Annotated in this window: 13 protein-coding genes and 1 pseudogene; 3 read left to right on the top strand and 11 right to left on the bottom strand. The window is 69.2% G+C overall.

From position 1 onward, the window contains the following. Window positions 1-223: 223 nt before the first annotated feature. The 4 genes from O3X23_RS09220 to O3X23_RS09205 form a co-directional block, all read right to left on the bottom strand. Complete coding sequence (locus O3X23_RS09220) at window positions 224-979, bottom strand: dienelactone hydrolase family protein (protein WP_269270746.1); 756 nt, start codon at window positions 977-979, stop codon at window positions 224-226. Between the two features lie 88 nt (window positions 980-1067). Next, window positions 1068-1700 (bottom strand): SWIM zinc finger family protein, encoded by a 633-nt coding sequence (locus O3X23_RS09215; protein ID WP_269270745.1) that lies wholly within the window; start codon window positions 1698-1700, stop codon window positions 1068-1070. Beyond that, window positions 1697-4843 carry a DEAD/DEAH box helicase gene (locus O3X23_RS09210; RefSeq protein WP_269270744.1) on the bottom strand — a complete coding sequence of 1049 codons (3147 nt, stop codon included), beginning with the start codon at window positions 4841-4843 and terminating at the stop codon, window positions 1697-1699. Before O3X23_RS09210 ends, O3X23_RS09215 begins: the two co-directional genes overlap by 4 nt. Window positions 4844-4897: 54 nt before the next feature. Further along, entirely contained in the window at window positions 4898-6811 is a 1914-nt protein-coding gene (locus tag O3X23_RS09205) for an RICIN domain-containing protein (protein WP_443047801.1), read from the bottom strand. 206 nt (window positions 6812-7017) lie between these two features. On the opposite strand from O3X23_RS09205, the gene O3X23_RS09200 reads away from it, so the two are divergent. Then, a complete protein-coding gene (locus O3X23_RS09200) occupies window positions 7018-7845 on the top strand; it encodes an SDR family oxidoreductase (RefSeq protein ID WP_269270743.1) in 828 nt (275 codons plus the stop codon). A 145-nt stretch (window positions 7846-7990) separates the two neighbouring features. Here O3X23_RS09200 and O3X23_RS09195 read toward each other — a convergent pair whose 3' ends face one another. Beyond that, window positions 7991-8704 (bottom strand): (2Fe-2S)-binding protein, encoded by a 714-nt coding sequence (locus O3X23_RS09195; protein WP_269270742.1) that lies wholly within the window; start codon window positions 8702-8704, stop codon window positions 7991-7993. Between the two features lie 129 nt (window positions 8705-8833). Between O3X23_RS09195 and O3X23_RS09190 the strand changes: the two genes are divergently transcribed. Next, complete coding sequence (locus O3X23_RS09190) at window positions 8834-9697, top strand: S1 family peptidase (RefSeq protein WP_269270741.1); 864 nt, start codon at window positions 8834-8836, stop codon at window positions 9695-9697. 71 nt (window positions 9698-9768) lie between these two features. Here the strand turns inward: O3X23_RS09190 and O3X23_RS09185 are convergent, their stop codons facing one another. The 3 genes and pseudogenes from O3X23_RS09185 to O3X23_RS09175 form a co-directional block, all read right to left on the bottom strand. Continuing rightward, on the bottom strand, window positions 9769-10779 hold the full coding sequence (locus tag O3X23_RS09185) for an enoyl-CoA hydratase/isomerase family protein (RefSeq protein WP_269270740.1): 1011 nt from the start codon (window positions 10777-10779) through the stop codon (window positions 9769-9771). Window positions 10780-10856: 77 nt separating this feature from the next. Beyond that, window positions 10857-12110 carry an MFS transporter gene (locus O3X23_RS09180; RefSeq protein WP_269270739.1) on the bottom strand — a complete coding sequence of 418 codons (1254 nt, stop codon included), beginning with the start codon at window positions 12108-12110 and terminating at the stop codon, window positions 10857-10859. Window positions 12111-12193: 83 nt separating this feature from the next. After that, a pseudogene (locus O3X23_RS09175) lies at window positions 12194-12337 on the bottom strand (family 1 glycosylhydrolase); the annotation flags it as partial. A 538-nt stretch (window positions 12338-12875) separates the two neighbouring features. Between O3X23_RS09175 and O3X23_RS09170 the strand changes: the two are divergent. Then, window positions 12876-13919 carry an LAGLIDADG family homing endonuclease gene (locus O3X23_RS09170; protein WP_269270738.1) on the top strand — a complete coding sequence of 348 codons (1044 nt, stop codon included), beginning with the start codon at window positions 12876-12878 and terminating at the stop codon, window positions 13917-13919. Between the two features lie 1035 nt (window positions 13920-14954). On the opposite strand, the gene O3X23_RS09160 is transcribed toward O3X23_RS09170, so the two are convergent. The 3 genes from O3X23_RS09160 to O3X23_RS09150 form a co-directional block, all read right to left on the bottom strand. Next, a complete protein-coding gene (locus O3X23_RS09160) occupies window positions 14955-17216 on the bottom strand; it encodes a WD40 repeat domain-containing protein (RefSeq protein ID WP_269270737.1) in 2262 nt (753 codons plus the stop codon). A 603-nt stretch (window positions 17217-17819) separates the two neighbouring features. Next, window positions 17820-18710 carry a PIN domain-containing protein gene (locus tag O3X23_RS09155; protein WP_269270736.1) on the bottom strand — a complete coding sequence of 297 codons (891 nt, stop codon included), beginning with the start codon at window positions 18708-18710 and terminating at the stop codon, window positions 17820-17822. 437 nt (window positions 18711-19147) lie between these two features. Continuing rightward, on the bottom strand, window positions 19148-20518 hold the full coding sequence (locus tag O3X23_RS09150; protein WP_269270735.1) for a GH1 family beta-glucosidase: 1371 nt from the start codon (window positions 20516-20518) through the stop codon (window positions 19148-19150). Window positions 20519-20612 lie beyond the last annotated feature (94 nt).

Raw genomic sequence — 20612 nt, 5'->3', positions numbered from 1 at the left:
CCACGGCGGATGGGCCGAACCTCTACCGCCATGGACGGTAAAGAAACCTTCCAATTGCGTCAAGAGATCGGACCGGTTGAGCCCGATTGTTCGACGGAAGGTGGGGAGTTCGTTACACGTGGGGGCCGGCGTGAGGACACATCCGACCTCAAGTGGCATGGCTGCTGCCGGAGTTCGGGGACGACGTCCCGGGCACCGGCAGCCGGCCGGCGCTGCGGGGGCGCTACGCGGGTCGCGGGAGTTCCGCCGCGAAGAGCTGCTGGACGCGGAGCCACGCGTCGTCCGCGGCCTCCTCGCGATAGGTGTCGCGGACGTCGCAGAAGAAGCCGTGCGGTACCCCGGGGTAGACGGTGAACTCGTGCCGGACGCCCGCCTCCGCCAGCCGGGCGGCGATCGCGGCGCGGTCCGCGGCGGGGACCGCGTGGTCCTCGTCGCCGACGAAGAACGCCAGCCGGCCGCCGTGCTCGGCGATGCCCTCGGTGAGGCCGAGGGTCGGCTCCGGCCGGCCGAGCCCGATGGCGTCGCTGCCCAGCCATCCCGCGTAGAAGACCGCGGCCGCGGCGAGGTCGAACCGTGTGGCGCCCAGATAGGCGAGGTGGCCGCCGAAACTGAAGCCGATCATCCCGACGGACGGGGCACCTGCGGCCCGCAGGTGGTGAACGGCCGCGCCGATGTCCTCCACGGCCTCCTCACGCGTGAGCCGGCCGCTGAGTTCCAGGCCCTTGCGACGGCCGTCCGGGTCGTCGGTGAGATCGATGCCCGTTCCGGCCCGGTGGTAGAAGTCCGGCACGACGACGCGGTATCCAAGCCGGGCGATCCGCTCCGCGACGTCACGGATGTGCGCGGTCAGACCGAAGATCTCGAAGGCGACGACCACGCCCGGGTAGTCGCCGGGGGTCCGCGGACGGACCAGGTGGGCGGCCAGGGAACCGTCGTCCGACGGAAGGGTGATGCTTTCCTTGACGATCTCGAATGCCATGATCGGAGCCTAGAACGGGCGCGCGAACCACGACCAATAGCCGCGGTCACAGCGGGACATCGGATATCCGATCCCTTCCGTGCGCGCGTCACCAGCCGGTGAACGCCTCATAGGCCGGACCCAATACCTCGGTCAGGTTGCGGCCGCGGACGGTGATCCCGGGCCGGCCGAGCAGCAGCAGCGCGGAGTCCGCCGGCTCGCGCCGCGGCACCGCGGGCGGCAGCTCCTTCAGCAGTTCCTCGCGGGTACGCCCGCGCCAGGTCAGGACAAGATACGGATCGGCGTCGAACGCGTCGGCCAGGCTCCGCAGGACCGCGCTGAGATGGGCGCAGGGCAGCGCCCAGTCGGGGCACGAGCACTCCATCACGAGGTCCGGGGTCCGCGCGGGGAAGAGCCGCAGGCCGGCCCGTGCGAAGAGGTCCTCCGCGTCGGGGGCCAGTTCGTTGTCGAGCAGCCGCGCCCGGCAGTCCGGGTCGGCGGACATGGCCCGCGCGGCGCGGGTCCACTGCGCGGGAGTGAACTCCGCCAGCGCGATCCGCACGTCGTAACGCGCCTGCCGCTCCCTGACCCGGGCGGTCGCGGCGCCGGCCTCCACTTCCAGCTCGGTCACTCCGGCGGCGGGCGGACCCGACGGCACGGTGGTGCCGATGGCCTCCAGCCGCTCGGCGAACCGTCCGGACCACGAACGCGTCCTGCCGGGAAGCCCCGGCCGCGCCGTCACTCGCTCACCGCGTCGGCGCCGAGACCGACCAGGTCGTACAGCGCCTCGGTCGACAGCTCCGTCAGCCAGCCCTCACCGGAGCCGACCGCCGCTCTGGCCACGGTCCGCTTCGCCTCGATCATCGCGTCGATGCGCTCCTCCACGGTGCCCACGCACACGAACTTGCGGACCTGGACGTCGCGGCGCTGACCGATCCGGAAGGCCCGGTCGGTGGCCTGCTCCTCGACCGCCGGGTTCCACCACCGGTCGACGTGGATGACCTGGTTGGCCGCCGTCAGGTTCAGGCCGGTGCCGCCGGCCTTCAGGGAGAGCAGGAACACCGAGGGGCCGTCCCGGTCCTGGAAGCGTTCGATCATCTCGTCGCGGGCCCGCTGGGGCACACCGCCGTGCAGGAACAGGACGTCGGTGTCCAGCCGCTCGGCCAGGTGGCCCTGCAGCAGGGAGCCGAACTCGGCGAACTGCGTGAAGCACAGCGTCTTGTCGCCCTCGGCGAGCGCCTCCTCCAGCGTCTCCTCCAGCCGGGCCACCTTCCCCGAGCGACCCGCCAGGGGCGAGCCGTCGTGCGCGAACTGCGCGGGGTGGTTGCACACCTGCTTGAGCTTGCTCAGCGACGCCAGCACCAGGCCCTTGCGCTCGATGCCACGGCTCTCCTTGATCTGCTGCAGCAGGTCCGTCACGACCGCCTGGTACAGCGCCGCCTGTTCGGCGGTGAGATTGCACAGCACCGTCATCTCCTGCTTGGCGGGCAGCTCCCGCGAGATGGCCGGATCGCTCTTGAGCCGCCGCAGGACGAACGGCCGGGTGCGCTTGCGCAGCGCCTGCGCGGCGGCCTCGCTGCCGTCGCGCTCGATGGGGACGGCGTACCGCTCCTTGAAACGGATCGCCGAGCCGAACAGCCCGGGGTTGGCGAAGTCCAGGATGGCGTGCAGTTCGGCCAAGCGGTTCTCCACCGGGGTGCCGGTGAGTGCGATGCGGTGGTCGGCGGTCAGTTCGCGGACCGCCCGGTACTGACGGGTGGCGGAGTTCTTGACGTGCTGCGCCTCGTCGATGATGACGCGCCGCCACGCGGTCTGCGTGAGCGCCTCGGTGTCGCGCTGCACCAGCCCGTACGTGGTGATCACCAGATCGGCGTCGGCGACCGCTTCCCGCAGCTCGGGGCCGGACAGCCGGCCGGCGCCGTGGTGGACGTAGACCCGCAGCATCGGGGCGAACCGGGCGGTCTCGCGTCGCCAGTTGCCGACCAGCGACATCGGGCAGACCAGCAGCGTCGGCCGGACCCGCGCCGTGGGCTCGGCACGTCCCTCGGCACGTCCCGCCTGCTCGACGCGTTCGGCCCGCTCAGCGCGTTCGGACCGCTCGGCGTGCTCCACCGCGAGCAGCGCCAGCGCCTGGGCGGTCTTGCCGAGCCCCATGTCGTCGGCGAGGACCGCGCCGATCCCCAGCTCCGACAGGAACCTGAGCCAGGCCAGCCCCCGCTCCTGGTACGGGCGCAGCGTCGAGCCGAACCCCTCGGGCACGGCGACCGGGCGCAGCCGCTGGTCCGCGGTGCCGGAGAGCAGTTCTCCGAGCCGGCCGTCGGCGCTGACGGAGGCGACGGGCAGGCCGCCCGCCGTGGCGTCCGGGTCGAGCGCGATCCGCAGGATCCTCCCGGAGTCCGTCGCGCCGCTGCCGTCGCGTTCGAGGAAGGCGAGGGCGGCGGCGATCCGGTCCGGGTCGACCTCGGTCCACTGGCCCCTGATCCGGATCAGGGGCTGCTTGGCGGCGGCCAGCTCGGTGAGTTCCGCGGCGGTCAGCGGCTGGTCACCGAGCGCGGCCTGCCAGCGGAAGGCGACGATGGCGTCCTGGTCGGCCAGGCTGCCGATGTCGACGGCGCCGGGCTGCGGGGTGCGCACGGTCAGGGCCATGCCGAGCTTCTGCGGGCGCTGCCACCAGGTGGGCAGCAGGACGCCGAAGCCCGCGTCGGTCAGTGCGGGGGCGGCGTCCCGCAGGAAGCCGAGGGCGCCGACCCGGTCCAGCGGCAGCCCGGCGGGCCGGTTGCCGCGCAGCGCCCGGTGCAGCTCGGGGTACGCGCGCCCGGCCCGGTCCAGGCCGGACAGCAGGGCCTCCTGGGGGCGGGCGGTCTTGCGCTCCAGGGCGCTGAGGGCGGGGCCCTCGCTCCAGACGTCGTCGGCGTGGACCATCAGCGACGGCTCGTCGGCCGCCTGCAGCAGGAAGTCCAGCCGCCAGTTGTCGTCGGACGGGTGTCCGCGCGGGTCCGCCGGGTCGGGTCCCACCGGTTCGACGAGCCGGAAGCAGACCCGCAGCGGGCCGTGGACGGGCGGCTCGGAGCGGTGCCAGGCCGTGAGCTGATCCGCCAGTTCGGCCAGCTCGGCGGGGTCGGCGCCCTCGATCCGGCCGGTCGGTGAGGTGAGGGCCCGCAGCCACAGCTCGGTGGCGGTCATGGCCGGCCGCCGGCCGCGTGCGGTGCGCAGCAGCTCGGGTTCGTCGTCGAGGACCGCGCGGGCCTCGCGGTCGGTGAGGACGTCGAGCAGGTCGGTGAGGATCGTGGCGGCGGTGCGGCCGTCGGGCCGGCCGTCGTGGTGCCCGGCGTGGCACTCCCGCGGAGCGGCGGCGGCGAGCTCGCCGGCCTCCTGCCAGCCGGCGTCGTCGCGGACCGGGCGCCAGCGGGCGTACGGCGCTCCGGCCTCGTCGGCCAGCACGGGCAGCAGTCTGCCCCGTCCGACGGTGCGCCAGGCCAGGTCGTGGGCGGCGATCAGCCAGCGCAGCGAGGCGCCGTAGGGCGCTTCGGGCAGTCCCGCGGCGGACAGCTCGCCCAGCAGCAGAGCGGCGTCCGCGGGCTCGAAGAGCAGGCAGGGAACGGTCCACGGTGCGAGGGGCACGCCCTGGACGGCGGTGGGCCCGCCGAGCTCCGGCGAGGGCAGCGGCGCGCCGTCACGGGTGGGGAGCAGCAGACCGGTGGCGCCCGCACCGGCCCGTCCGGCGAGCCAGCCGAGCGCGGGTCCGCCGTCGCCGAGCAGCTCGGCGACGGCGGATCCGGGGACGGCGTACGGGTGGCCCGGCGCGGGGACCGGCGGCTGCCGGGAGTCCTCGGCCCACAGGGCGAGCCGCTGATCCGCTCTCCACTGCGCGTGCAGAGCGAACACGGTGCGGCCTCTTCCTGCTGGGCTTGTGGTGACACCCGGAAGCCTACGTGCAGGTCAGGCCGCGGGGACGGTCCACTGCTGGTTGGTGCCGCCGGCGCAGTCCCAGATCTGCAGCCGGGTCCCGTTGGCGGAGCTCACCCCGGTGGCGTCCAGGCATCTGCCGGACACCGGGTTGACCAGCGTTCCACCGCTGCCGGGCCGCCACTGCTGGGCGCCGGTGCCGTTGCAGTCGTACAGCTGGGCCTTGGTGCCGTTGGCGGTGCCGCCGGCTGCCAGGTCCAGGCACTTGCCGAGTGCCTGGTAGGTGCCGGCGGAGGCGGTCCACTGCTGGGCGGCGCTGCCGTTGCAGTCCCAGAGCTGGACGGCGGTACCGTTGGCGCTGCTGCCCGAGGCGACGTCGGCGCACTTGCCGCCGATGCCGGTGATCGCGCCGGTGGAACCGCCGCCCCCGGAGCCCGGGGTCCCGGTCCAGGTGAAGGTCGCCGAGGCACCGGCGGGCAGGGTGTACGCGAAGGACTGGTTGCCCCAGTTGACGCGGACGGGCTGGGCGCTGCCCGTGTCGTTGTAGGCGATGAGCGCCTTCGAGCCGTCCGGGTTGCGCCAGACGACGTTGGGCACCGAGGTGTTGGCGGTCGAGGCGATCCGGTAGGCGCCGGGCTTCACGAACTTGGTGAGGTGGCCCATCGTGTAGTACTCGACGGTGTAGTCGACCTGTCCGCTGCGGCCGTCGCCGTTGTGCACGGTGACCAGGCCGGTGCAGGTGCCGCAGCCTCCGTTGTGCGGTCCCATGTTCTGGTCGACGGCCAGGCTCCACTTGATCCAGCTCTGTCCCCAGTTGCGGGTGTAGTCGATCAGGTTGTGCATGTCCTCCTTCTGCTGGTTGGCGATCCAGGTGCCGCCGGAGTGCTCGGTGTCGAAGGCCTTCACGCCCGGGTACCTGTTGTGCACGGTGGTCTGCTGGGCGACGTCGCCGCCGTAGCCGTGCCAGGCCATGCCGCCGAAGTTGGGGTCGTTGCGGATCGCCGCGTCGTCGAGGGTCGGGGCGGCGAAGGCGTCGTACTGGTCCCAGTTCCAGTCCAGGGCCAGGACCTTGGTGGGGAGCCCGGCGGTGTGCAGCGCGGGCAGCAGGTTGTTCTTGGTGAAGGACGCCAGGCCGGAGCCGTTCCACTGCATGGACGGGTAGCCTCCGCAGCAGGTGGGCTCGTTCTGCGCCGAGATGTAGTCGACCGGCACCCCGTTCGCCTGGTACGCCTGGAGGTACTTCGTGAAGTACTGCGCGTAGGCGGAGTAGTACTGGGCCTGCAGCCAGCCCAGGCTCATGCTGCCGTTGTCCTTCATCCAGGCCGGCGCGCTCCAGGGCACGCCCATCACCTTGACGGCGGGGTTGAGCTGGCGGGCCTGCTTGGTGAGGGGCAGGACGTCGGCCAGGTCGTGGGCTATGGAGAAGTGCGCCAGGCTCGCGTCGGTCTGCCCGCTGGGCATGTCGTCGTAGGTGTAGTTCGAGCGCGCCAGGTCGGAGGCGCCCATGGGGTTGCGCAGGAAGCCGACGCCGATGCCGTCCACCGGGTCGAAGAGCTTCTTCATCACCGCGTCGCGGGTGGTGGCCGTCAGTGCCCCGCTGGAGTTCATCAGCCAGGCGGCGGTGTCGGTGAACGACGCGCCCCCGCCCTCGAACTGCTGGTAGCGGGTGTTCTCGTCGACGGTGACGGACTGGCCGGAACCGCTGCCGGCGGAGAAGGCGATCGGCGCCTGCTGTTCGAGCCCCTTGACGACGTTGCGGCCGCCGGAGTCGGAGGTGGTGGTCAGCCACACCTGGACGCTCTCGCCCGCCGCGTGCGCGGTGAGCGGAGTGGCCAGCATGGGGGTGACGACAGCGACGGCCGATGCCAGCAGAACGGTGGCGGCGCGGGCGAGCCCGGTACGGAGAAGCTTGGTGCTGCCCGTGTGGGGACGGGTGTGTGAGCGCATGGGTCGGTTGCCTTTCTTCGGCACTTGCCCTGGTGCGTGACTTAATTCAGAACTTGATTTAGCGCTTAGTTCGAGGCGTGAGTTAACTCGGGCGCCTTGAGCACGTCAAGACTTCGCACAGGAACGGCCGCTTCCGCGCCACGGTCCCGGCCGGGCGGCCGTGCCGACGGCTTCCGAACTGACGTACCGTCATGAGACGGTGCACCATGACCTCACAGGCCACCGCTCCCCCGCTGGGCGGCAGGACCGCGCTCGTCACGGGCGCCTCCCGCGGTATCGGGCTGGCCGTCGCGCACGCCCTGGCCCAGGCCGGGGCGGCGGTGCTCCTGACCGCCCGCGACCCGGACGGCCTGCGCGCCGCCGTCACCGAGGTACGGGAACGCGGCGGCCGGGCCGCCGGCCTGGCGGGGTCGGTGGGCGACCCCGCGCACCTGGAAGCGTGTGTCACGCTCGCGGTCCAGGAGTTCGGCGGGGTGGACATCCTGGTCAACAACGCCGGGGCCAACACCCCCTTCGGCCCGCTCGTCGACCTCGATCCGGACGCCTGGCGGGAGGCCTTCGCCGTCAATGTGGACGGTCCCCTGCGGCTGGTCCAGTGCGCGTGGCGCGCCTGGATGCGCGAGCACGGCGGCACGGTGGTGAACGTCTGTACCGAGGGGGCACACGGTGTCGGCCCCAACATCGGCGCCTACGGCACCAGCAAGGCCGCCCTGCTCCACCTCACCCGCCAGCTCGCCGGCGAACTCGCCCCGACCGTGAGGGTCAACGCGGTCTCCCCCGGCCTGATCCGCACGGAGATGGCCCGTTTCGTCTGGGAGGACGCCGAGCCGCAGATCGCCGCCGGTCTGCCCATGGGCCGGATCGGCGAGCCGGAGGACGTCGCGCGCGCCGTCCTGTGGCTGGTCTCCGACGACGCCTGCTGGGTCACCGGAACGGACCTGGTGGTCGACGGCGGCACCCGCGTACGCGGCGCGCGCGCCGGGTCCGGCGCCGACCGCACCGTCCACGAACGACTGCGCGCGCACGGCGGCTGACCAGGGGATCGCCCAGGCGTACGGTTCGAGCGAAGACGGATCGCTCCCCGGTGGCGACCCGCCCGAGCGCCGGTCACGGCCGGCGCCGCCGCCGTACGCGCGATCGGCGGCGGGGTGACGTCCCCGCCCGGCTGCCCTCCTCCGGTCAGCGCAGCACGCAGTCCCCGCACAGTCCGCCGCCCGGGATCCGGTAGTAGAGGCAGCAACTGCGCCGCACAAAGCCGACGTTCGCGGGGTCCAGCGTCCCGGTGCCGTTCAGCGGCGGCTCCCGGAGGAGACGCGCGGCGAGGTTCAGGGCGCTGCGCGCCTGCGCGGTCCGGCCCTGCGCGACGCACCAGGTGTGCAGCACGCGCACGGAGCCGGCCAGCGCGGAGCCGGCGTTCCCCCACAGCAGGCCGTCGGCGATCGGACAGGCCTCCCGGGTCGCGCGGTGCAGCGGGACCAGATGGCCGGCCAGCACCGTGTCGGCGAGTTGCCCCGCGAGGTCGACGGGGCCGGGGAGGGCCGAAGGGTCCGGCAGCCAGAGGTCGTCGGGGGCGGTGAGGGCGGGATTCCACCACAGGCGGTCGGCGGCCAGGTCGGGAACCCGGCCCGCCAGGACGGCCGCGCCCAGCGCCACCGACCACAGCCGGGCGGCCAGGCCCTGGAAGGCGAGCGAGGCGCCCACCCGGAGCTCCGGCGTACCCAGCCGCGCGGCGACGTCCGCGGCCCGCTCCCGTACGGGGTCCGGCGCGTCCGCGGCATCCGTCGCGTAGAGCTCGGCGAGCGGCCGGTAGCCGAGTGCGTGCGGTTCTCCGGGCCCGGCCCTGACGGCGAAGAACGGCCCCACTTCCGCGACATCCCGCAGCGTCCTGTCCATGGACCGATGATGACGCACCCGCCGTACCGCGAACGGGCCGGTCCCAAGGCCCTATTGCCCGGGCCATCAGCAGTCCCGACAATGCTCATGACAATGCCGAAAGAACTTCGGTCTGGAGAGGACCCCCACATGAAACGACCTCTCGTCGGTGTCTTGGCCGCCCTGCTGCTCAGCGGTGCGGCGCTGACAGGCACCGGTGCGGCGTCCGCATCGGCCACAAGCCGGGATGCGGCGCCCGCACACACCGCGAAGGCGGCCGTCGCGGTCAACTTCGCGGGCACCGTGGCACTCAGCAACTGTTCGGGCTCACTCATCAAGATGCCGGCCTCCGCGGCGACCGACCCCGCGATCGTCATGTCGAACGGGCACTGCCTGTCCGGCGGCTTCCTGGATCCGGGCGAGTCCATCGTCAACGTCGCGTCCAGCCGGACGTTCAGCCTGCTCAACGCGGCCGGGACCAAGGTCGCCACCCTGCGGGCCACCAAGATCGCCTACGCGACCATGACCGACACCGACATCTCGCTGTACCAGCTGAACACCACGTACGCGCAGATCCAGTCGAGCTACGGCATCGCAGCGCTCGAACTCTCCGCGACCCACCCCGTCGCCGGGACCGCCATCAAGGTGGTGTCCGGCTACTGGAAGCGGATCTACAGCTGCAACGTCGACGCCTTCGTCTACCGGCTGCACGAGGACAGCTGGGTCTGGAAGGACTCTGTCCGCTACACCGCGGCGTGCAATACCATCGGCGGCACCTCGGGCTCCCCGGTGGTCGACGCCGCGACCGGCAAGGTCGTCGCCATCAACAACACGGGCAACGAGGACGGCGGACGCTGCACCCTCGACAACCCGTGCGAGGTGGACCAGAACGGCAACATCACCGTCCACCAGGGCATCAACTACGCCGAGGAGACATACCAGATCACCCACTGCGTCGCCGCCGGAAACAAGATCAACCTGAGCCTGCCGGGATGCACCCTGCCCAAGCCGTGACCTGAGGCAACCCCGGCACACAGCGCCGCTCCCCGGACCTGGGATCCGGGGAGCGGTGACGGCCCCAGGGCCTAAGCGTCGAACCAGTCCAGCAGCCCGGCGCGGTCCACGGCCGTCAGCGGCTCCGGCGACCAGCGCGGATCGCGGTCCTTGTCGACCAGCGCGGCCCGCACGCCCTCGGTGAAGTCATGGGCGCGGGCGGTACGGCAGGCCAGCCGCAGCTCCCTGTCCAGGCACGCGCCGAGGTCGGAGCCGGCGCCGCGCCGCAGCAGCTCGAAGGTGATGAACAGGCTCGTCGGTGACATGCGCCGCAGTCCGGCCAGCGTCTCGGCCGCCCAGTCGCCGCCCTCCGCCGCCAGCCGCTCGAGGACCTCCGCCGGTTCAGGGGCGGAGAAGCAGCGGTCGATGGCGCCGAGGTGCGCGCTGAGTTCGGAGGCGGGCGCCGCCACCGCGAACCGGTCGAGCACGGCGGCCGGCTCATCCCCGCCGGTCAGCGCTTCCTCCAGCGCGGGCAGTTCGGAGGAGTGCGCGTAGTGCGTGGCGAGTGAGCAGCCCACCGCGGCCGCGCCCGAGATCCGCGCGCCCGTCAGCCCCAGGTACCGGCCGACCGAGCCGGGCAGCCGGGGCAGGAAGTAGCTCGCCCCGATGTCGGGGAAGAACCCGATGGCCGTCTCGGGCATGGCCAGCGCCGCCCGCTCCGTCACCACGCGCGCCGTGCCGTGCACGGAGATCCCCAGCCCGCCGCCGAGCGCGAACCCGTCGATGACCGCGGTGTACGGCTTGGGGTAGCCGGCGATCAGCGCGTTGAGCCCGTACTCCGCGGCGAAGTACTGCCGCACGGCCGCGTGGTCGCCGCGCAGGCTCGCCTCCCGGATCGTCCGGATGTCTCCGCCCGCGCAGAACGCCTTCGGCGAGGTGCTGCGGACGACGACCGACCGGATCCCGTCGTCCTGCCGCCACGCCTCAAGGGCCTCGGTCATCGCCCGGACCATGGTCAGGTCGAGCGCGTTGAGCGCCTCGGGCCGGTCCAGGGCGATGACGCCCGTGCCGTTGGCGACGTGCGTCTGTACGGGGAGGTACATGGTGCTGGTGCTCCGTGGGGTTCTCCGCGGCCGCGTCGCTGCGCCCGCGTCCGGTCTCTGGCGTTCGTCGGTGATCCTCAGTCCACCCCGACAATACGCAGCACCAGCGCACCGCCGAGCAGGGTCACCAGGGCGGTGGCGACGTACAGGCCCGGATAGCCGCCGAGGTGGGCGACGATCGGCGCGGCGACGGCGGGAGCCAGCACCTGCGGGCCCGAGTTGGCGATGTTGATGACGCCGAGGTCCTTGGCCCGGTCGGCGGCGGACGGCAGCACCTGGGTGATCAGTGCCTGGTCGACTGCGAGGTAGACGCCGAACCCGGCCCCCAGCACGGCGGCGGCGACCATCACCGCCGTCCAGGTGTGGGCGGCGGCCAGCAGCAGGGCGGCCACCGCCATGATCACGCTGCACACGACCACGAACACCTTGCGCCGGCCGATGCGGTCCGACGCGATGCCCGCGGGGATCGCGGTGAGGGTGGCGGAGACGGTGTAGATGACGGTCAGCACCAGCACGCCGGTGTCCGGGTCCGGGTGGTGCACCTCGTCGGTGAGGTAGAAGAGCAGGTAGAGCGTGCCCAGGGCGTTGCCGAGGTTGATCAGGAACCGGCTGAGCCAGGCCCAGCCGAAGTCCGGGTGCGCGCGCGGATCCACCCACAGTCCGGCCACCAGTGTCCGGAGGCGGAAGGCGGGACGCAGGGCACGCGGCAGGACCGGTTCCCGGAAGCAGAGCACGTACGGCAGGGCCAGCGCGACGGCCAGCAGCGCCGTGAGCAGATAGCCGGGCCCGACGCCGGAGACGGCCGTGGTCACCAGCACCGCGCCCAGCACCAGGCCGAAGGACTGCATGATGCCCGTCCAGCCGGAGACCACGGCGCGCTGCCCCACCGGTACCTGGTCGGCCACCGGCGCCGTGACCCCGGCGAGCATCGCGTTCAGACCGCTCTGCGCCAGACACCAGCCGGCGACGATGCCGGGCAGGGTGTGCTGCGCCGAGGTGACCAGCAGCCCGGCGGCGCCCACGAGGGCGCCGCCGACGATCCACGGCCGGCGGCGGCCCCAGCGCCCGGTCGTACGGTCCGACAGCGCACCGGCCAGCGGATTCGCGACCACGGCGACGAGCGCGCCGGCGCCGGTCACCCACGCGAGGTTCGCCCCCTTGTGCGCCTCGTCGAGGTGTTCCAGTTGCAGCGGCAGCAGGATCTGGATCGGGGTGAAGAAGGCCATGAACACCGCGAGGCTCGCCAGACTCAGCGCGCCGGTCCAGCCGGCCCGCACCCGGACCGTGGGTTCCTCGAGCGCGGCCGGCGGACGTGCGGTCACGGCGCCCATGAGTTCTCCTCAGTTCAGCAGAACATGAGTACTGCTCATGTTGGCGCGAGTGTAACCACGCCACCGCGCGCCGCCAAGGGTTCTCACCCGCCGCCGCCGGAGCCCGCACCGCCCGCCCGGTGGGCGGCGATCAGGTCGCGGTACCAGGCGTAGGAGGCCTTGGGGGTGCGGACCTGGGTGTCGTGGTCCACGTGCACCAGCCCGAACCGCTGGTGGTAGCCCTCAGCGTGTCAAACACCCTGTCACCTTGCCCACCTTCAAGATCCGCAACAGGGGACAGTCCGCGATGGCGCTGAAGTCGACCAGGCCCTCGGGAGGGGAGGGCTTCACGTACGGCCTTTAGCGTGGAGGGGCAGCGATCTCCGGCGTTCACGCCGCTGCGGATGATCGGGGTGCGGCGCCCTCCGTCGAGGTCACCGTCGACGCCGCCAGCGGGCTGCTGGCCTCTGCCCCACGTCGCAACCGATTGGCATCCCGGCCAAGCTTGCTCGATCACCGAGCACCTCACCGACTTCAGCCCCACCGCGATCCTCACCGCACTAAACACCGACCTCACTCGAAGTCGGCGGGACGTGGAGGCCGAGGCCTGGCCCGGTACCCGGATCTGCCCGACCCGGCGACCAGCCAGCCAACTGGTGATCTTCTTATGGCGGATGGGAGCGAACAACAATCATGAAACCTTAGGCCACCTGGCCAGATGAGGAGGAACCTGTTCCATCATCAGGCTGGCGCACTTGACCGGCTGCACAACTTCAAGGAGATAGCGTGGCAAGAACAACACAGGTTGCATCTGGGCAGATGGAGCTGGCACTCTTCACCACCCCCGCCCCCAGTCCAAACCCGTGCCCGGCCGTTGATGCCACCCTCGCGCGACAGAGGCACCGGGATTCCGCGGGGTTGCCCTTGGAGGCGCCGATTCTCAGCACGCATGGCTGGGTGGCCAACCGGGACCTCGCGATCGGCGACCGGCTAATCGACCCCTGTGGCCAGGACTCCACGGTCGTGGCCCTCTACCGAGGAGGTGTCAACGACATCTACCGCATCCGACTTCAGGACGATACCGAGGCGTTGGCCAGCCTGGGCCAGGCCTGGGAGATATCGGCGCGGGACTCTAACAACCGACGGAAGACTGAGATCGTCTCTACGCTGGAGATGAAGAAAAGAGTCGACAAGAAATATTGGCAAGTTCTTTTACCGAAGCCGGTTTCGTTTACGTACGATGCTGCTAGCGAACTTCCCATTCACCCCTACCTCATGGGAATCTTGCTCGCCGAGGGCAGCCTGTCCGACGAAACTCTCACCTTCGCAAGTGGTGACTCAGCCATCGTCCAACGTGTTGCATCCATCTTACCGGAAGGCGTGACCGTCAAGCCTTCCAATCCCAAGCCAGATAACATCAAATTTCGAATCAGTGTCGGGAACTGGGGCGGGGCGCAGATCGGCCGTAACACCACTGGGCGAAATGTCATTATCTCCGCGCTCAGAGCCTTGAGGCTCTGGGGAACTAGGTCGGACACGAAATTCATTCCGGAGATTTACCTACGGGCGGACACGGAGAACCGCCTTGAACTGCTTCGGGGCCTCATGGACGGGGACGGTTCAATCAAGAAGGACGGCAATATACGCTATTCCACCGCATCGGAAGAACTAGCCCTCGGCATTCGAGAGCTCGCCTGGTCCCTTGGAGGACGTGCAAAAATATCTTTAATTTCCAAGACATACAAATACCAAGGCGAAATGCGCATAGCAAAGGATGCCTACCAGTTCAATGGAGTATGCGGGCTAACAACGAACCCATTCTGGCTGTGAACGCAAAGCAAAGTCATTTGCCTACTCATCGAAGAGTGACGCCTATTCCCGTAGGGTCATGAGCGTGGAGCACGTCGGTGCTATGAAGGTTCAGAGTATCCGGGTGTCCGCTCCTTCTCAGCTGTTCATCACCTACGACGCTGTGATCTCGCATGGTGTCGACCTTCCGAACCGTATCGGCAGCTCCTGAGGCGACCGCTACTCGCCGGGTTCTAGAGCGGCGCGCCGCTCTGATCGGAGACCACCCGTTGCAGGCAGCGAGTGCTCTATGGTGCCGGCGAGCACGAAGATCTGCAGGGCTTGGGTGAGTTCGAGACGAGGTCGCAACGGGACACCGATGGCGACCCGGACCAGGGCAACGCGACGGGCTCGACGACCCGGCGCAGCTGCAGTAAGCGGTTGAGACGTTGGGAGTCGCAGAACGTCAGCCGGCGCACTCGACATACGTTCAGCGGCTCTTGCAGAACATGGTGCCGATACCCCCACGCACAGGTGCCCAGACTCCTCAGCTCACGACGTCAGAGGTAGTGGCCGACCGACGCCACACGGGCCGGGGCACAGGAGCGGCCCTGCTGGCTCACGCGGCCAAGGAGACACGGCGGGCTCCCGTGCGGCTGCTGCAGGTCGACTGCTGGGCGGGCGACTGGAGCGAACTCGTCGCGTTCTACGAGCGCAATGGCTCCATTGAAGGCCCTTGGCGCGGCGTTCGGCGTCGGCCGGGAACTGACCGGCGGTCTGCTGGTCCATGAAGTACCCCCGCGGGGTGACTCCGCCGTGAGGCGAAGAGGGCAGCACGCCGCCGAAGAGCACCACATCGCTCCGGGATTCCCGGCGATACGGCCCCGCGCAGGCTGTCAGTCGGGCGCAGCGCTCATCGAGTCTTCCGTGCTGCTACTTCGAGCCCGAACGGCTGCTTCACTGGCAAACGCCTTGATTGGATGACAGCGGCTTGTACCTGTCTCAGGCTTTCTGGGGCAGTCGGAGCTGATGCCTCAGAACGCCTGAGACTGCCTCGGACTCGCTGATGCGGGGCACCTATGCGATTAGGTGTACGTGCAAGTCCTTTGCTACAGCCAGGACAGAGGAGTCCGGGGAGAATGCCAGTGCGGCGACAGGTGCCCGCGCTCCGACGCGGAGAGTGCTACTCAGGGAGCGGCCAGTCTCGGCATCGTAGATCTCGACACTTCCGTCGGCCAGGCCAACTACCAGAACTCGTTCATCGGGTGAGAAGGCGATCGCGCCTGAGCCTTCACTGCAGATTCTGGTAGTGGCTCTCGAGCGGGTCGCCCCGTCAGCGAGATGCACGCTCTCAGCGAAATACACGCTGCCGTCTGCTGTAGTGATGGCGAGCCGTCGGCCGGTCGGAGAGAAAGCCAGCGACGTCACCTGGTCGTGTTCCAGGTAGGCGATTTCCCTGGCGGTCGAGACGTTCCATAAATGCACAAGTCCGTCCCCAACAGTGGCAAACGCCATGCCATCTGGAGAGAAGGCCAAAGCTCCCTTGCTGACCAATCCGTGAAGGGGATGTGTTGCCGTCCCGTTGTGCCCACGAGTACGAATGGCTACCGCTTCGTGCTCGTCAGTGAAGGCGAAAATGGTTCCATCTGGGGAGAACGCAGCGCCTGGTGTAGACGTAGGGGCGTGGCCGTGTTGGACCTGGGTTGCTACCCCCGTGCCGGAGGCCAGCACGAGAGGCTCTTCTTGGCCGATCCCCACAACTCCCGCGGAAGCGTCTGCAGACCAGGCGAGCACGCGTCCGTCCGCAGCTGTGGTGATGAGGGAGTGTCCTTGAGGAGAAAAGACGAGCGATGTGATCCCCGCGGGTTCCGTCCCGGTTTCACGGTCGGGACTGGCCTCGATGTCGCGCGACACCGCATCCCACACCCTCAGATTCCCGACCGCATCACCAGCCGCCACGAACTCGCCGAAGGGAGCGAACGCGACGGACAGAACATCTCGAAGGCAGTGGAGGGGCGGGTCAAGAGCTACCGGCCGGCCTAGGTAGACGCCGTTCACCACAGCGCGCGCTGCTAGCGGCATCGCTGCCGGAGGGCCCCCATCCCCGGACAGAGGGGGCTCATCCGCAGGCTGTTGCCACATGCGGACAACTCCGTCGGCCCCAATTGTGGCTAGCTGTCCGTCTGGCGAGTACGTCACTGATATGACGGGAGACGTGTCACCACCGGGCGGAAGCTCTGCGTCGACGTCGCGGAACGACCTGGCCAGCACGAACAAGGCACCGTCGTCTACTACTACTGCGAGACGTCCGTCTGGCGAGAACGCGACGGAGACAACCGGACCACGCTCAAGAACCAGGGAGATTGCCTCCTTGTCCTGTGCGAGGTCGTGCAACACGACCTCTCCGGTCTCGCAGCCGAGAGCAAGCAGTTGCCCGTCCGGGGAAAAGGCGACAGACATGAAGCGCCGGTGCTCCCGCGGGTGGAAAACGGCCCGGGTCGTGAGGTCCTTGGAGTCTCGCAAACGGGCGATACCGTTCGAGCTCACTGTGGCGAGAGTCCGTTGATCGGGTGAGTAGGCGACGGCCTCGACGACATCCCCGCCATCTGACGGGGGACCAGACGGAAGCAAGGTTGCCTGGTTCCAGAGCAGCACGCGGCCTTCCTCGTCCGCGGTGGCGAGTTGGTTCCCGTCGGGTGAGTAGGCTAACGAGACGACAGGGCCGTGCGGATGTTCTTCGTCGGGCCTTAAGTCTCCGAGAAGTTCGTGAGTCACCTTGTCCCACAGCTGCGCAGTGCCACTCGCGTTGACGATGGCAAACTGCCGTCCCGTTGGAGAGAAGGCCATTGTCTTCACTCCGGCCAGATCCGGTGATCCGACTGACAGGAGTGGGCGGCTTCTCCCGTCCTCCTCCGCGACAGGTGCAACAGTTCGTGGGCTGGGTAGATCAAAGGGAGTCGGGATCTCTCGGGCAGTCGGCGGCCGGCGAGCTGCAGCGCGTTTCGAGCTGAGACCTTGCCACCTCTCCCTCCACGGGGTGAGCTCAGGGTCGCGACGGCCCGGCGGGTCACATTCGTCGGCGCAGTCGTCCCAGGACATGACGGCGCGCACCAGCCACATCAGTTTGTCCAGGGAGATGTACTGCTCGCCCCCGAACACCTTGCTCATGGTGGCCTTGGAGCATGCGCTCTGGGCGGAGTTCTCGAGGATCTTCAATCCACGGGCGCGGATGCGGTCGTATGACTGGCCGCCCCGCTCGGCGCGTAGAGCACTGAGAGCCTGGCCCAAGTCTCTCAAGGCGTCCTCGTACGAGCCGCCTGTGGGTGTCTCATCCTTCATCCTGCTGCCCCCGTTCGTACTGTCGGTAGCAGAGTAGAGCCGAGGTTGTGAAACAGTGTCGAACTCTACTGAACTGCACGAAACTTACGGGCTGGACGGCAAAGTTCGATGTCGCCCCTACTGTGATCGCGCTCCGGCTGAGTTGGCTGATCCGTGCAGGTCACAGCAGTGCTGACGGTCAGGGTGAACACATGACCCAGATGATGCCGCCAAACCACCACAGCAGCCCCGGGGGTTTCGTCCCCGATCCGCCTTTCCTGACCTTGCACACAACGGTGGTTCTGTTGACCGCCCTTGTGATCGGGCTCGTTACGGGTGGGCTTACAGCGCTCACAGGCGTCCCGGCCGCCGGTGCCGTTCTGGCCGGGCTGGCTGGCGCTGGTCCCAGCGTGCCGGTCCTTCGTACCCTCATCGGTCGCACACCCCGCTGAGTCCACCATCGCGGCGGACGCGCCCGATCGACGGTCCCGGGGCAGAGGTACCCCTCGAACGCCCCTGGTTGGTGGTGGTTGGTGGTCTCCGATCTCCTGGACCAGATCGGCGTTGGCCCCCGTGGCTGCGCTCCTTCCGGAGAGACAGCGTTCAGGTCCAGCTGTGGATCGTCTACGGCTCGATGAAGGGCAGCGCGATGGCTGACAGCTTGGTCTGCAGGTTAATGTCGCTGGTGGCAACGAACATGGCGGATCCGGGATGCCGGGACTGCAGGAGAAGTGCGGAGGCGACGAAGCGGTCGTCGGGAACGGCCAGGTCGAGCCAGTCGGGCAAGGACTTGGATTTGGGCTCGATGTGCTCGAAGACAACGTGGACGTCGCCAGAGACACGCACGCCTCGGGTGACATCACCTCCGGTGCGCAGGCCCTTGAGGCGACGATCAGCCTTTCTAGCGGCTTCGCGCAGCGTCTCGTTACGGCCGGCGCGTTTGTGATCGTCCAGTTCGCGCAGTACAACCGGCAAGAGGTGGGCCATGTAACGGGAACCGATTTGGTCCGTGAAGATCGCAAGATCGGGGTCGTCGATCAGTACATTGGTGTCGACGACCAGACGCACTGGCCACGGATCCGCAGGCAGCAGGGCGGTGAGTTCGCGTAGTTGCTCAACCGAGGCGCGCAGGAGCCGAACGGCTTCGGGAACGTACTGCGGGATGGATTGATCCCATTTGTTGGGGCGGACCAGCCAGTTCTCCATGTGTTTGAGGCTACGATTCAGCTTCTTCTTCACCTCGGGCGTGGGGTGCGGAAACAGGAGGCAGAAGCGCGGCTTCCAGTCCCGCAGATGCCCCAGCAGATCCATGCGCTGGGCCTCCATTTCCGGCCCGCTCGGCTCCCATCCCCAATTCGCAGCGCCGACGACGAAGACGTTGCTGCCCCGCCGGTTCGGGTTCACGTAGCGGATTTGTGAAGATTCCACGACTGTGACGTAATCCTGCTCTATCAGGGCGAGTTGCTCCAGGAGGCGATCCTTGTAGGTCGGCGGCACTGGCTTCTTCTGCGACATCTCCCGATGATGACGCACGCCACCGACACTGTGGCCGGCCAGGAGAGCGGTAGGGACCATCAGCGTCAAAGGAAACGGAACTTTCGCTGGTCTAGAACTGCTGGAGTTGGGCTGCATAGAGCCTGGCAATGAGACGTGTGAGCGAACGGCTACGAAGGCGGGTCCGACTCTTGAAGGTCAGCCTCGGCTGCGACTCTGCCGAGTGGTCCTCGCCGCCCTCTCGGAACCCTCGCCTGTCTTAGGGCGGGTCGTCTGGCGGGTCAGGACCAAACTTTCACCCAGTCGAGACGTGCCGAACCGCTGGGGATGGCCTCCGCAACTGTCGAACACCCTGTCTTCACGCCCCGACTGCGTTGCACGGCTATGAGCACCCTGTTCCACGGCGCCCACGAACCTGGGTCGATCCTGTCGAATACTGCGGGCACCGCAGACCCCAACTACGCGGCCCAGTAAGCCCGATGGGTGGCGATCGTGTCGCGGTACCAGGCGTACGAAGCCTTCGGCGTGCGGTGCTGCGTCTCGAAGTCGACGTGAACCAGGCCGAAGCGCTGACTGAACCCTTCCGCCCACTCGAAGTTGTCGATCAGCGACCAGGTGAAGTACCCGCGTACGTCCACCCCGAGGGCCACCGCGGCGGCCACCGCACCGATGTGGCCCTCCAGATAGGTGATCCGCGCGGTGTCCGCGATCCGGCCGTCCACGATCTCGTCGGTCTGGGAGCAGCCGTTCTCGGTGATGTACACCGGCGGCAGGGCGGCGCCGTAGCGTTCCTTCAGGCCGGAGAGGAGCTCGGTGAGGCCGTCCGGGACGACCGGCCAGTCGAAGGCGGTCCGCTCGAAGCCCTCGACCCGGGCCTCCGCGAAGGGCAGGGCGGAGTCGTCCGCCGGGGCCTGGATCCAGGTGGGGTTGTAGTAGTTGACGCCCAGGCCGTCGAGCGGGGCCGCGATGATCTCCAGGTCTCCGTCCAGGACCGCGCCGCCGAGGTCGGGGCCGACGCCGTACGCCGACAGGTCCGGGTAGCGGCCGAGGAACAGCGGGTCGTTGAAGAGGCCGTTGTGCAGCGCGTCGTAGGCCGCCGCCGCGTCGTGGTCGGCGGCGGAGCCGCCCACGACGCGCACCGGAGTGCAGTTGTTGGCGATGAGGACCTGGGCGGCGCCGCGCTCGCGCAGCGCGGCGACCGCCAGCCCGTGGCCGAGCAGCTGGTGGTGGGCGGCCGGCAGGGCGTCCAGCATCAGGGCCCGGCCGGGCGCGTGGACACCCAGGGCGTAGCCGAACACCATGTGCACGAAGGGTTCGTTGAGGGTGATCCAGCGGCTGACCCGGTCGCCGAGCCGGTCGGCCACCAGCCCCGCGTACTCGGCGAACCGTTCGGCGGTGGCGCGCGCGAGCCAGCCGCCCTCGTCCTCCAGGGCCTGCGGCAGGTCCCAGTGGAACAGGGTGGGGGTGGGCGCGATGCCGGCGGCGAGCAGTTCGTCGACGAGCCGGTCGTAGAAGTCCAGCCCCGCCGCGTTCGCCGGGCCCTTGCCCGACGGCTGGACACGCGGCCAGGCGACGGAGAAGCGGTACGCGTCCAATCCGAGGTCCTTCATCAGCGCGACGTCCTGCGGGTAGCGGTGGTAGTGGTCGCAGGCCACCGCTCCGGTGTGGCCGTCGCGGACCGTCCCGGCGCGCGCGGTGAACGTGTCCCAGATCGAGGGCCCCCTGCCCCCCTCGGTGACGGCCCCCTCGACCTGGTAGGCGGCGGTGGAGACACCCCAGACGAAGGATTCGGGAAGCTGCGGGCGCTGCGGTGTCGACGGGTCCGGCACTGGCTCACTCCTTGGCGGGAAGAAACGAGGTGACGCGCGAGCAGGCACGCCATGGCGACGCGCCGGCGTAGAACATGAGCAATGCTCACGATAG

The organism is Streptomyces sp. H39-S7 (genome assembly GCF_027158205.1).
Taxonomy (GTDB): domain Bacteria; phylum Actinomycetota; class Actinomycetes; order Streptomycetales; family Streptomycetaceae; genus Actinacidiphila.
The sequence above is the reverse complement of the archived record's forward strand: the minus strand, read 5'-3'. Positions and strand labels throughout refer to the sequence as shown.